Here is a 13,926-nt window from a genome sequence, read left to right as displayed (position 1 = left end):
CATCGGTTGAGAAGCACGTCGAAAAGGTGCGCGAACCGTCGGAGGCGTTACGCCGGGATCCGAACAGCCCCGAACACAGGTGTAGCGCGCCAGCGGGCTGTCGGCTCGCCGGCGCGCTACTCGTCGCTGTGATCAGCTCACGTTGACAGCCGTGTCATCGAGCACGAACGAGGTCTGATACTCGTAGTCCTCGGCGCCGGTGAACTTCAGCGTGACCTTCTGTCCCGCATAGGACGCGAGGCTGAAACTGTGCTGCGCGTAGCCGGTGTTGTGGTTGAGGTTGGAGTAGGCGGCGAGGGTGGACAGCACCGTGCCGGAGCTGTTCAGCACCTGGACCTTCAGCGTGTCGTAGGCGGAGCTCGTGCTGGTTTCCGCCGTGTCCACGTGCAGCCAGAAGCTGAAGCTGTAGTTCGAACAACCGGTCGGCAGCGTCACCGCCTGCGAGACCGTGTCGGTATGCGCGCTGCCGTAGCCGTCCATCCACGCGTCCCACGTGCCGCTGTGCGGCGGTTCGGTGGCGCTCTTGCTGACGACACCGGAACTGGCGGTCCACGGGCTCGCCGTGCCGGTCTCGAAGCCCGGGTTGCCGAGCAGCTGGCTCGACGGGCATCCGCCGCTGCCTGAAACGGTGGCCGAGGCCTCGTTGCTCTGCGAACCCTCGCCGATGCCGTTCACGGCGCTGACCTTGTAGTAGTACGTCTGGCCTGCCGTCAGCCCGGTGTCCGTGCAGGAGAGCCCGGTACTGAGACCGCTACAGCCGCCACTGGTCAGCAGCGTTTCGGTGCCGCTGGAGGTACCCCGGTACACCTTGTACGAGGTGATGTTCTCGCCGCCGTTGCTTGCCGGAGCCTGCCAGCTCAGCGAGACCTGGCCGGTGCCGCCGGTAGCGGTGAGGCCGGTCGGCGCGCCTGGCACGGTCGCGGCGATCGGCGAGGCCGTGATCGTGACGGTCGAGGTCGCGGTCTTGGCGGGGGAGGAGCTGTCGGTGACGGTGAGTGTCGCGGTGTACGTACCCGCGGCGGTGTAGGTGTGGCTCGGGTTCTGCGCGGTGCTGGTCGCGGACCCGTCGCCGAAGTTCCAGCTGTACGAGTACGCCGGAGTCCCGCCGGTCGCCGTGCCGGTAAAGGACACGCTCAGTGGCGTCTGACCGGAGGTTGGTACCGCGGAAGCACTGGCCGCCAGCGGATTGCCGACCGCGCTGACTGTCGTCGTGACCTGAGACGTCGCGGTCTTGGCGGGGGAGGAGCTGTCGGTGACGGTGAGTGTCGCGGTGTACGTACCCGCGGCGGTGTAGGTGTGACTCGGGTTCTGAGCCGTACTGGTGGCCGAGCCGTCGCCGAAGTTCCAGCTGTATGAGTACGGCGCGGTGCCACCGGTCGCGGAACCGGTGAAGGCCACCGACAGCGGTGCGTTACCTGTCGACGGTGTGCCCTTCGCGGTAGCGGACAGCGGCGTGGCGCCCTGGACCCAGAAGTCCTCGAGCGGGTCGCCGAGGGCCGCCTGATCGTTGCTCGTCATCGGGAACGTATTGAGGCCGAGGTTGTCGTTCGGGTCGATGATGCCTGAGTGCACGTTCTCCATCGTGCGCTCCATCGCCGCGATGACGTTGTTCGTCGTGTACGCGACGTGGCTCAGGTAGTGCTGCTTTACGTACGTGGACGGTCCGATGACGACCAGCGGCACGCGATAGGTGTTGCTGACGTGGTCCGGGCCGTTGTTGCCGTTCTGGGTGTCGTCCTCGGTGATGACGATCAGGGTGTTGTTCTTGTACGTCGCGTTGTTCTCGATCGCGGCGACGATGTTGTTCGTCGCCGTGTCGTTGCCCGGGATGTCCTGGTAGGTGCCGGGGTGGTCGTTGAAGAGTTCGACGTAGTTGTAGGCCGGCATCCCGTTGGTGTTGATGAAGTTGATGTAGTCGTTGGCGACGGTGCTGTCCGGGATGCTCTGGTTGTTGCAGGTGTACTCGTTGTAATGCAGCTCTTCGGGGATGGTCGTGCCTGGCCGGTCCACCGGCAGCACCTCGAGCTTGCCGGTGGCGGGGTTGCGCCAGTAACCGCTGCCGCTGCTGAGCATCCAGTAGAAATCACCGTTCATGATGAACGTGTACGGAGTGCTGCCGCTGCCTGTGCCCGTCTGGCTCGTGCACGCGTTGGTGCCCTCGCCCGTCGGGCCGCTGGCGCTGCTGAGGAAGCGGTCGAACTGCGTTCCGGTGGCCGTGGGATAGGCCTGCTGCTGCGAACTGGACGCCGACTGCGCGGAGAAGAGCCACCAGTGGTTGGGGCCGCTCGGCGGTTGCGTGCCCGTGCTGTACGAGTCATCGAGCCCGTAGGCCTTCGCCAGCGAGTGCAGGTTCGGCACGGAGCTGATGTGGTTCGTGCTCTGCGTCTGACCGTTGCAGCCCGCGATCACCGTGGTGGCGCAGTCGCCGAGGTAGTCGTCGAAGGTGTGGTTCTCCCGATAGATGACCACGAAGTGCTGGAACGGCGGGAAGTAGGGCGCCAGCGGATTGACCGCGGCGGTCGGCTGCTCCACCGACTTGAACTGCTCGGTGCACTTGCCGCCCGAGCACACCTTGACCTGGCGCATCGAGTCGACGTTGCCGATCTGGAAGTTCTTCGGCTGCGGGAACTTCGCGAACTCGACGCCCGGTGCGGCGAACTTGGCGCCGGTGCAGTCATAGTCGTCCGGCTTGTACGACTGCGGCCGGTCCCCGATGGGCAGGTCCTTGGCGTCCTCGGGGTCGGTGTTGGGGTTCCAGCCCTTGAGCGTGCACGAGCCGACGCCGGTCGCGGGATGTAGGCCCGCTTGGGCCGCCGGGCTCTGGATCGCGGTGAGCGTGAGTGCGGCCACTGCGACGCCGGTGAGGAAAATTGTGGGTTTCCAACCGATCATTGGTACTCCTGCAGCAAGAGTCCACGGGTGGCACCGAATGCGCCACCGCTCCCGCATGGTCCTGATTTAGGACGCTCCGGGCAAGAGCACCGATGGCAAAATTTTCAGGTTTGATTAAGGATTCACATGTCGTTAGCACAACATTGCGGCCGACCTCTGATGGCAGCCATCGAATATCCTGTGCCGTCAGGTAAAGACGCCGTCAGGTAATGCCGTGGCCGTCGGTGGATTCACCGGGAATTGAGCGCGACGGTACGCGAATAGGTCTCTTCGGCGGCCGCGCCGTTGAGCGGCAGAGTGAGTACGACTTCGAATCCGCCGTCCGGCTTGCGGCCAGCCGACAGCTCACCGCCGTAAAGGGCCGCGCGCTCGCGCATCCCGGTCAGCCCGACCCCGGCGCCGGTGTGGTCCGCGGCCTGGGCGGCGGCGGAGCGGGGCGTGCGCGATCGCTGGGGCGGGATACCGTGAATCCCAGTGTCGCTTACGGTCACGCGCACGCACTCAGGCTCGTACTCAAGCCGCACATCAACGGACGATCCCGGGGCGTGTTTCAAAGCGTTGGTCAGCGATTCCTGCACCACGCGGTAGACGCACAGCTCGATACCGGCGGCCAGCGGTCGCTGGTGGCCGGCGACCGCGTAGCGAGACGGCGTTCCGGAAAGCCCGACCCGTTCGATCAGGACGGGCAGCTGCGCGATTCCGGGCGCGGGCCGGTCGTCCGCGCGTGCCCTGGTCCCCTCATCTTCTTCGGGACGCAGCAGGCTGATTAACCGGCGCAATTCGGCGAGCCCTTCGCTGCCGACCTCGGAAATGGTGCGCAGCGCCTGATCGGCGGTTTCCGAGTCGGTCGCGAGCACGTAGCGCGCCAAGCCGGCTTGGACCGCGATGACGGACAGGTGGTGCGCGGTGACGTCGTGCAGTTCGCGGGCGATGCGGATGCGCTCCATGAGTACCGCGCGCTGCTCCCGGTCGCGGTGCCCACGCTGAAGCTGTTCGTCGTGCCCGGCTTTGGGCGCGTGCCTTTCGCTCAGCCTTCTGGCTCCCGCCACGCGGTATATGCGAACCATCGCTCCAACTTAGTGATCAAAGCCGCGCCTTGTCCTCCATCGCGCAGCGCTTCCTCGCGGGCATGGGTAAACCTTTGCGGTATTTCGCGCTATCGCGGATGTTGTAGAGCCGACCAGGACTGTGAACCTCCGGGGAACGCGGTGGACCCGCTCCGGCTGAAACGCTTGAGCGGCGCGGATGTTGAGCGCCGCGTGCAGTGGACAGCCAGAACGACGGCGAACGTGCCGAACAGAGCGTGGGTGGCAGGCAATGAGGTTCGTCCATCGGGACGCCGGCGTCGAGCGGGACTGGGAAGTGCGGCTCGGCCGCCCGGATGCCGTGGTCGCGGACCTCGCGGCCGCGCTGTGCGCCCCCGGCGGCAGGCTCGTCATCGACGGCCGCGAGGTGGCGCCCTCGACCCCGCTGGCCGAATCAGGGCTCGTCATGGGTTCGCAGGTGTCGGCCTCCTCGTTGCCGGCCCGCGGCCGCGGCCGCGGCCGCGGCGGTGGCGGGCCGCGGCCGCGCTCGCATCCGAACCCATACCAGGATCCTGATCACACGTCGGCGACGCGGACGGCGGCGCTCAATGCGGGCGCCGTGCTGCGGATCGTCGGCGGCTTGGACGCCGGGCTCTCGGTGTCGTTGCCGCCTGGACGCGTCCGGCTCGGCCGCGGCGGCGAGGCGGACATCCGCGTGGACTGCCGCGACGTCTCTCGCTTGCACTGCCAGATCGAAGTCGCGCAAGACGGCCAGGTGACCGTCACGGATCTCGGGTCGAGCAACGGCACGGACCTGAACGGGGCGCGGTTGACCGGCCCGACCCGGGTCGGGCCGGACGATCTGCTGTGCGCGGCCGGTCGAGTGCCGTTCCGCGTGCTGCCTGCGGCCGAGCTCGGCCCTGTGCAGTACGTCGATCCCACGCGGGAAGCCGGCCCAGGCGGCACGTTGCCGTTCAACCGGGCCCCGCGTCTGGCGCATTCGGCCGCGGCCTCGCCGATCCGGTTGCCCGAGCTGCCTCGCCGCGTCGACGGGCAGCCGTTGCGGATCTCGGCGTTCCTCGCTCCACTCGTGCTGGCCGGCGTCATGGTGCTGGTGTTGCGGGACATCGCCTATGCGCTCATCGCGTTGTTCAGCCCGCTGGTCATGCTCGGAACCCTGCTGGAGGACCGGGCGAAGGGCCGGCTGGGCCATCGCCGCGCGAAGCGTGAGTACGAGGGTCGGTTGGCGGGCGCGCGAAAGCAGTTGGCCCTGCGGCGCACGGAGGAGATCGCTCGGCTACACGCGCGATTCCCGGACCCGTCAGAACTCTGCTATCGCGCGTCGGCGCCAGGGCTGCGGCTCTGGGAGCGGCGGCGTGGTGCGGCGGACTTCCTCAAGGTCAGCGCCGGTCTGGCCGACCAGCGTTGGGAACCACCGGTGGACCGCGGCCGCCGCAGTGATCACGAACTCGACGCCACGCTCAAGGCGGCGGTCGACGCCGCGGCGCAGCTGACGCAGACCCCGGTGATCGTCAATCTCGGCGAGGGCGGCGTTCTCGGGCTGGAAGGCGACCGCGGCGCGATCCTCGCCGCCGCCCGTTCTCTGCTCTGCCAGGCCGTCGTGGGCAGCGGCCCGGCTGACGTAGCCGTCGCAGTGTTCGTAGACGAAGACCGGGCCGCGGACTGGGACTGGACGAAGTGGCTGCCGCACGGCGCGGATCCGAGATCCGGCTCGTCCCGGTTCGTCGCGGTGGGCGCGGAGCGCTGCGAGGCGCTGGCGCGCAGCCTTCTCGCCGAGGCCGACGCGACAACCGGTGCCCGCGATGGCGATACCAACGCCAACGGCAGACTCAATGGCGGCGGGGCGCCGGTCGTACTCGTCATCGTCGATGGCGCGGCCCTGCTTGAGGGCCGCCCGTGCGCCCTGCGGGATCTGCTCGGCCGCCGGGCCAGGCCGGTAGCTGGAATCGTACTGACCGGCCGCCTGCCGGCGCTGTGCACTGAGGTGTTGTCCGTGGCTGCCGACGGCTCGGGGCGGCTGCGACGGGTTGCCACCGGCGAGCTGATCGACGATCTGCTCGTGGCCGGCATGACCCGTGACCGTGCCCGCGGGCTGGCCCGCGCCCTGGCCAGGTTCGAGGACCCGGAGACGAAGATCGAGGGCGCCGGCTTGCCTGACCGGGTCGCCCTGCTTCCGCTGCTGGAGCTGTCCGGACCGCTCGAAGACGCGGTCGCCGCGCGCTGGCACCGCGCCGCGCAAGCCTTACGGGTGCGGGCGGTCCTCGGCGTCACCGAGCGCGACGTGTTCGAGGTCGATCTCGACGACGACGGCCCGCACGCGCTGATCGCGGGCACCACCGGCTCGGGCAAGAGCGAGCTTCTGCGAACCCTGATCGCCAGCATGGCGGTCGGTGTCGATCCGGAGCACCTGACCTTCGCGCTGGTCGACTACAAGGGCGGCGGGGCGCTGGACGAGTGCGCGCGGCTGCCGCACGTCGTGGGACTCGTGACAGACCTCGACGAACAGCTCGGCGAGCGCGCGCTGCGCTGCCTTGAAGCCGAACTGCGCTACCGGGAGCACGCGCTGCGCGGCGTCGGGATGAGCCATGTGCGCGATTACCAGCGACTGCGTGACACCCGGCGCCCCGATCTCGAGCCGATGCCCCGGCTCGTCGTGGTGATCGACGAATTCGCCACCCTTGTCAAGGCTCTGCCAGAGTTCGTGGACGCGCTGGTGAGCGTGGCCCAGCGCGGTCGCAGCCTCGGCATGCATCTGATCATGGCGACGCAACGGCCGTCCGGTTCGGTGAGCGACGCCATCAAGAACAACGTCAAGCTGCGCCTGGCGCTGCGCTTGGAGAGCGGCGCCGACTCGCAGGATGTCATCGACTCCCCGGCTGCCGCGTCGATCGGCAGCAGGCAGTGGGGCCGCGGGTTCTACCGGGTCAGCGCGAGCGAGGTGCTGCCAGTGCAGACTGCGCTATCGACCGGCGTGACTCCGGCGGCCGCCGCCTCGGGCGGGGTGAGCCTCGTACCGTTCAGGTTGACTTCGGGGGAGCGCACCGGGCTCGGGCCGGCGAACGCGGATTCCGTGGCGGGCACGGCGGTCACGAGCGTGCCAAGCGCGCATGAGACTGTGCCAACCGACCTGACCCGCCTCGTGGAAGCGGCGCGGAAAGCGAGCGCGGCGGCCGGAATCGGACGACCGCGCAGCCCGTGGCCCGACCCACTTCCCGCCCTGGTTCCGCTGCCCTCCCTCAGCAGTCACGCTGTCGGTACTGCGGCTCGCCCATTGCTAACGGGCACTGCGCAGCCAGACACCGGGCACACAGACGCGGCACAGACGGGTACTGGCGGCTTGCCGGCGTTCGCGCTCGCCGACGACCCGGATCGTCAAGCGCAGTACCTGGTCGGCTGGGATCCAGCCGCTGGCAATATGCTGATTTACGGCGCCGTCGGATCCGGTGCCTCCACCGCACTCGCCACCGTCGCGCTCGCCCAGGCCGCAGCGCTCCCGCCGGACCGCCTGCACCTCTATGTGCTTGACATGGGCTCGGGTGACCTTGCGGCGCTCAGCCGGCTGCCGCACACCGGCGCGTACATCGGCGCTGCTGAACGGGCTCGGCAGATCCGGCTGATTCGCTTGCTGCGCCGCGAACTCGACCTGCGCAAGGCAGGTGGCGCGGTGCGCGGCGTCACGAGCACGGCGCCCGCCCGATGGCTGGTTCTCATCGACAATGTCGGTTCCCTGAGATCCGAACTCGAGAAGGACTTCGCCGGACTCGGCGTGCTCGACGAACTCGAGCGGATCTTCGCCGACGGCCCTGCGGTCGGCCTGCACGTCATCGCCACCGGCGACCGGGCCGGGGCGATCCCGAGCGCATGGGTGGCGCTCAGCCGCCAGAAACTGTTGCTCCGGTTGGCCGACTCGAACGAGTACAGCAGCTTCGACGTGCCGCGCAACGCAGTACCCGGATACGTGCCCGGCCGCGCTCTGGTCGTCGCGACGCGGCAAGTGGCGCAGATCTGCTTTCCGGGCGCCGATTTGGCTTCGGCGGTCGGCGAGATCGCGCGGCACTGGCCCGGAGCGCCCCGCACCGCCCAGCCCGTCGTGCTGCTGCCCGACCTCATCACGTCCGATCAGCTGCGCCTGTCGGGTGCGTTCGCGGACACCGGCGCGGAACCGTGGACCATTCCGGTCGGCTTCACCGACAGCAACCTCGCGGCCGCCGCGCTGAGGCTGTACGAGCACGAACATGCCCTGATCGCGGGCCCGCCCAGATCCGGTCGCAGCAGCACTCTGATATCCATCGCGGCGACAGTGCTCGCCGCCGCCGATCCGCCGACGGTGGTGGCCTTCGCGCCTCGGCGCTCCCCGCTGCGTGATCTACCCCTTCCGGTGGTCATCTGCTGCGACTACGCGGAACTCGAACGCGTCCTCGCGCCGATCGACGGCAGAACTCTGCTCCTGGTTGACGACGCGGACACGGTCACCGACCCGCTCGGCGTCCTCGACCGCTGGATCACGAAAGGCGGCCCCGGCCGGCACGCGATCGTGGCGGGCCGCAACGACGGCATCCGCCGCCAGTACGGGATGTGGACGCAAAAGGTGCGCGACGGCCGGTGCGGCGTGCTGCTGGTGCCAGACCACGAACTCGACGGGGACCTGCTCGGCGTCGCACTCCCACGCCAGCACCGGATGACCCCGGTGCCCGGCCGGGGCTATCTCGTGTCCGACGGCGCGCTCGACGGCGTGCAACTTGCGCTGACGCAGCTGCCGCTCAGCGCGCCGGAACCTGTCGCGAGCGGCAGACACAGCGGACCGCAGTACAACGAGCGCGGCAGTCAGGAAATCAACCACTCGTTAGACGACCGACGAGGCGGCCCGGCCTAGGTTTTTGCATCGACGGCCGGTGAGCGCGAACGAGCGCCCCGGCGCCACCAGACGCGGCGGGCGGCACACGGCGGGCCCGCGGAACCGAAGAAGATACGGAGCACCACCATGAGCGACGGAACCGTCAAGGTCACCGCTGAGGCGCATGTTCGCATCGGGCAGCTGAACGGCGCGCTCGGGTCGTTCAACGACCTCATCAACCAGATCGTGTCGCACGGCACCGCGCTGACCGACCCCAACGTGTGGGCCGGCCCGGCGGCCAGCGCCTTCGCCGGCTCGGTGTGGCCCGAAGTGCAGTCCCAGCTCGGCTCGGTTCAGGGCACGCTCGGCCAGCTCCAGCAGCAGGTCGCGGGGATCCTCAACAACATCACCCAGGCCGGCTCCGGGCTCCCGCTCGGGGGCCTGCCGCAGCTGGGCAGCCTGCCGGTGGTCGGCGGTCTTCCGGTCGGCGGGCTGTGAGCCGCCGCACCGCTGAAGTAAGAGAACTGAAAAGACGGCACTGAGCCGAACAGGGCGGTGGTGTGGCGGCACGCGAAAGGCGTGCCGCCACACCACCGCCCGGACGCGGTTGTACGACGAGGGACGGGAACGCGAGTCATGACAGGCCGACGTGCATCGACGGGTTCCGAGCCGTACCTGGATCCGGCCGCGCAGGCGCCCGAATCCGTTCCCGGATATCGAGATCTCGCTCGGATAGGGCACGGCGGTTTCAGTGTCGTCTACCGAGCGGTGCAGGAGTCTTTCGAGCGCGCCGTCGCACTCAAGGTCCTGACGGTCGGCCCGGACGAGGACGCCCGCCGCCGCTTCTTGCGTGAGGTCCGGCTCGCCGGTCGGCTCAGCGGACACCCGCACGTCGTGACCGTCCTGGACATCGGGACGACGGGGTCCGGCCGCCCCTACTTCGCGATGGACCTGTACCACGGCGGCTCGATGCGGGACAGGCTGCGGCGATCCGGACCGCTCTCGCCGGCCGATACCGCCGCGGTCGGCGCGAAGATCGCCGAGGCGCTGGCGGCAGCGCACTCGGTCGGCGTGCTGCACCGCGATGTGAAGCCGAACAACATCCTGATTTCCAGGTTCGGCGAGCCGGCGCTGGCCGATTTCGGCGTTTCCTGCCTGCTGGACTCGAGTTCGTCCGCGTCAGTCCTGGACGTATTCTCACCGCAGCACGCCGCCCCCGAGCTGATGACGCGCGGCGTACTGACTGCGTCCTCTGATATCTACGCGCTCGGCTCGACGCTGTACCAGTTGGTTACCGGGCGGCCCGCGTTCGGCGGCCAGGAGCGCGACGTGCGCTCGATCATGTGGCGGGCGGTCAGTGAGCCGGCGCCCCGGCCACCGTGCCCCGAGTTACCGGAACTGGCCGACGTCATCGTGCGCGCGATGGCGAAGGAGCCGGAGGAGCGCTTCGCCGACGCGGCCGAATTCGCCAGGACTCTACGGGCCCTGCTTCCCGACTCGCCGAAACCGTTGTCGATGCCTGGCTCGGCGGCCACGTCGCTGTCGTCAGGTTCGGCAACTCGGTCAACCGACGTCGTAATGGAGCCGGTCCTACCCGTGGAAGGCCCGGCCGCCGACGCAGCCACGCAGTTCCCTGACTTTCCCGAGCTGCCAGACTTCCCCGACTTTCCCGGTTTCCCCGAATCCACCACGAACTCCTCCACAACCAGTCGGCCACACAGCTCCGACGAGACCATGCTGCGCCCCGATCGGGCTGATCCGGACCCGAATGCCGAGCACCACCGCGCCTCTGCTGCCGCCCTTCTGGCCGGCGCGGACGGTCACGACGAGAACCGCGGCCGTGTCCGGCGCGCGAGAAAGCCGATGCTCATCGCCGCGGTCATCGCGCTGCTCGGCATCGGAACCTGGGCGGTGGTCACATCGCAGTACTCTTCGAAAAGCTCGCGCAACGCGGACTCCGCGCATCGCCCGCTCGCGGCCGCCTCCGCTGACAGCGCGCCCACGCAGTCAGCGCGCCCGACCGCGCACGCTACGTCAACGCCCAAACACAGCACCGCGCCCGCGGCCGCTACCGGTGCCACGTCGGCGGCCACGGCCCCGCACGGCACTGCGAGTTCGTCCAGCGCCGGTTCGCTTCTCTCGCTGCCCGGCACATTTCACCGGCTCCAGAACGCGCAATCCGGGACCTGCCTCGCGATGCCGTCTGGCGGCTCCGCGCCCGCGCAACAGGCCTGCGCGGCCGACAAATCAGAGGGCTGGCAGTACTCCCTGTCGCTCAGCGGGATCCTCTCGGCCGGCTTCGAGCTGGTCAACGAGCGCAGCGGCTTGTGCCTCTCCGCCGATCCCGGCGGCCAGATCGTCGCCCGTACCTGCGACGGCGGTTCCGCGCAGGTGTGGTCGAAGGTCAGTGGGTCCGGTTCGAGTAAAGAATTCGAAAACGCTGGCGAGAGCCAGTGTCTTCGAGCCGCCGGCGCCGTTGTCTCCTACGGGCCGTGCACCTCGAGCGATCGCGCGGACCTGTGGAACGAGGACGGAACTGCGTGACACACACGGGACCCATCCGCCACCCGCAAGGGTGACGGCCCGTAGCGCCGAAATTGCGTCGCGTGCGTACATCCGGCGGCGGCATCACGCGCCGCGCGGAAGGAAAGGGAGACACCGGTACCCCATGGTCAAGGTTCTGATCGCCGACGATCAAGTGTTGATACGCGCTGGGATAGCGGCCATTCTGCGGGCCGCGCCCGGCTATCAGGTGGTCGGCGAGGCCCGCGACGGCGAGGAGGCTGTCACCATGGCGGAGCTGACCGAGCCCGACGTCGTGTTGATGGACATCCGGATGCCGGAGATGGACGGTATCGCCGCCACCCGCCGGATCCTGAACCCAGATAAGGAAAAAGCGGGTTCAGGCCGGGAAAACCCGCCGCACATCCTCATCCTCACCACCTTCGACCTCGACGAATACGTCTACAAGGCGCTGCGTGCCGGCGCGAGCGGCTTCGTGCTCAAGGACACCCCGCCGGAGCGGCTGCTCGCGGCGCTCAAGGCCGTGGCGGACGGCGACACGCTCTTCTCGCCGACCGTTACGCGCCGGCTGATCCAGGCTTATTGCGCTACCGAAGGCGGTCAGCTCGGCGCCGGCCAACTCACCGACCGCGGCGCCGAGAGCGGCGCCGCGCCTCGCTGGTCGCCGATCGCGGTCCGTCCCCGTGCGTCGACCGAGGGCCGTCAGGGCACCGATCGCGCCGCGCTGGCCGCGCTCACCGCTCGCGAGACCGACGTGCTGCGTCTCGTCGCCACCGGTCTGTCCAACGGCGAAATCGCCGAGCGGCTGGTGGTCAGCGAGGGCACGGTGAAGACCCACCTGAACCGCTCGATGTCCAAGCTGAACCTGTCGAGCCGGGCCCAGGTGGTCGTCCTCGCCTACGAATCCGGTCTCGTCGTGCCCGGCCAGCCGCCCTCGTCATCCGGGCCGGCCCGCGTCACGGTCGGTACCGCACGAGATGCCTGACCTCGCCTCCCCGGCCCTGCCGCAGAACTCGCCAGATATCGAACGCGCCGCATGATCTGAGGCCGGCCTGGGGAAGCCTATTTCCTGAGTGCGGTCCGTCGAGTCGGGAGAGTCGTATGCGACAAAAGGCGCCTTACCTCGTGATCTCCGCACTCTTCTGCAGCACCCTGATGGCGGCAGGTCCGGCCGCGGCGGCGCACGCCGCGCCGCCGCCGGTGCCGTTGCCGCCGAAGGAGGCAGTCGCCACGGGGTACGGCGGGGCGGTCGCCAGCGTGAGCCCATACGCCACGCAGATCGGCGTCGATGTGCTCAAACGCGGCGGAAACGCGGTAGACGCCGCAGTGGCCACGGCCGCGGCGCTCGGCGTCGTCGAACCCTTCTCCTCCGGCATCGGCGGCGGCGGGTTCTTCGTGTACTACAACGCTCGTACACATCGGGTGACCACGATCGACGGGCGCGAGACCGGCCCGGCCGCGTTCACCCCGACCGTGTTCATCGACCCGACCACCGGGAAACCGCTGGCATTCGCCGACGCGGTCAACTCAGGGCTCTCCGTCGGCGTGCCGGGCACCTTGCTGACGTGGCAGAAGGCGCTCGACGCCTGGGGTACCCGGCCGCTGGCCGAGGAACTGCGACCGGCGGCGCGGCTGGCCGAGCGCGGGTTCACCGTTACCGGCGACTTCAACGCCGGAATCGCGTTGAACCAGCAGCGATTCAGCGACATCGTGCCCACCGCGCAGCTGTACCTGCCTGGCGGCCAAGTGCCCGCGGTCGGCTCGGTCTTCCGCAATCCGGACCTGGCCGCGACCTACGACCTGATCGCGCGCAAGGGCATCGGCGTCTTCTACGGCGGCGAACTGGCCCAGGAGATCGCGAACACCGCGCAGCACCCGCCGATGACACCGACCTCGGACCGCTTGTTCCGGCCCGGCGTGATTACGGCCTCTGACATCGCCGGATACACCGCGCCGTTCACGGCACCGACCCACGTGTCCTACGACGGCCTGGACGTCTACTCGATGGGGCCGCCGTCCTCCGGCGGTACGACGGTCGGCGAGGCTCTCAATATTCTGACTCAGCTGAAGCGCACCGGCTGGCGGCTGTCCTGGGACACGCAGGCTGACCAGGTGGCGTCGCTACAGGCCTACCTCGAGGCCAGCCGCGTCGCCTTCGCCGACCGCAACCGGTGGGTCGCGGACCCGGCGTTCGAGAACGTGCCGACCAGTGGCTTGCTCTCACCGGCCTTCGCCGCTTCACGCGCCTGCCTCATCAGCCCGACCTCGACGCTGACCAGCCCGGTCGCGCCCGGCGACCCGACCAACCCGGGCCCCGGCAACTGCACGCCGGGCACAACACAGACCCCTGACACCTCAACCGAGGGCGTCTCCACGACGCATCTGGTCACCGCGGACCGCTGGGGCAATGTCGTGTCCTACACGCTGACCATCGAGCAGACCGGCGGCTCGGCGATGGTCGTTGCGCACCGCGGTTTCCTGCTCAACAATGAGATGACAGACTTCGACTTCACCCCGATCCACCCGCCCGCGCCGGACCCGAACCTGCCGGCCGCCGGTAAGCGCCCGCGCTCCTCGATGGCCCCGACGATCATCCTGCGCGACGGCCGCCCGTACGTGGTGGTCGGCTCG

The 13,926-nt window shown here is 69.0% G+C and carries 7 protein-coding genes; 5 read left to right on the top strand and 2 right to left on the bottom strand.

Annotated features, from left to right (window positions below; translation table 11 throughout):
* Nucleotides 1-132: 132 nt before the first annotated feature.
* Both VN779_RS03450 and VN779_RS03445 read right to left on the bottom strand, forming a co-directional pair.
* A complete protein-coding gene (locus tag VN779_RS03450; RefSeq protein ID WP_325720039.1) occupies nucleotides 133-2,892 on the bottom strand; it encodes a PKD domain-containing protein in 2,760 nt (919 codons plus the stop codon).
* Nucleotides 2,893-3,122: 230 nt separating this feature from the next.
* Nucleotides 3,123-3,959, bottom strand: coding sequence for a sensor histidine kinase (locus VN779_RS03445; RefSeq protein WP_325720037.1), 837 nt, complete (start codon nucleotides 3,957-3,959; stop codon nucleotides 3,123-3,125).
* 250 nt (nucleotides 3,960-4,209) lie between these two features.
* Here VN779_RS03445 and VN779_RS03440 point away from each other — a divergent pair, with 250 nt between their 5' ends.
* The 5 genes from VN779_RS03440 to VN779_RS03420 form a co-directional block, all read left to right on the top strand.
* Nucleotides 4,210-8,811: an FtsK/SpoIIIE domain-containing protein gene (locus VN779_RS03440; RefSeq protein ID WP_325720036.1), complete on the top strand. Its 4,602-nt coding sequence runs from the start codon at nucleotides 4,210-4,212 to the stop codon at nucleotides 8,809-8,811.
* A gap of 108 nt (nucleotides 8,812-8,919) precedes the next feature.
* Nucleotides 8,920-9,270 carry a hypothetical protein gene (locus tag VN779_RS03435; RefSeq protein WP_325720035.1) on the top strand — a complete coding sequence of 117 codons (351 nt, stop codon included), beginning with the start codon at nucleotides 8,920-8,922 and terminating at the stop codon, nucleotides 9,268-9,270.
* 138 nt (nucleotides 9,271-9,408) lie between these two features.
* Nucleotides 9,409-11,316 (top strand): protein kinase domain-containing protein, encoded by a 1,908-nt coding sequence (locus VN779_RS03430; protein WP_325720033.1) that lies wholly within the window; start codon nucleotides 9,409-9,411, stop codon nucleotides 11,314-11,316.
* A 124-nt stretch (nucleotides 11,317-11,440) separates the two neighbouring features.
* Nucleotides 11,441-12,280 (top strand): response regulator transcription factor, encoded by an 840-nt coding sequence (locus tag VN779_RS03425; protein WP_325720031.1) that lies wholly within the window; start codon nucleotides 11,441-11,443, stop codon nucleotides 12,278-12,280.
* Between the two features lie 116 nt (nucleotides 12,281-12,396).
* A partial coding sequence (locus tag VN779_RS03420; RefSeq protein WP_325720029.1) for a gamma-glutamyltransferase family protein occupies nucleotides 12,397-13,926 on the top strand: 1,530 nt, incomplete at its 3' end.

This window comes from Actinocrinis sp. (genome assembly GCF_035605935.1).
Classification (GTDB): domain Bacteria; phylum Actinomycetota; class Actinomycetes; order Streptomycetales; family Catenulisporaceae; genus Actinocrinis.
This window is presented reverse-complemented; position numbering and strand designations above follow the sequence as displayed.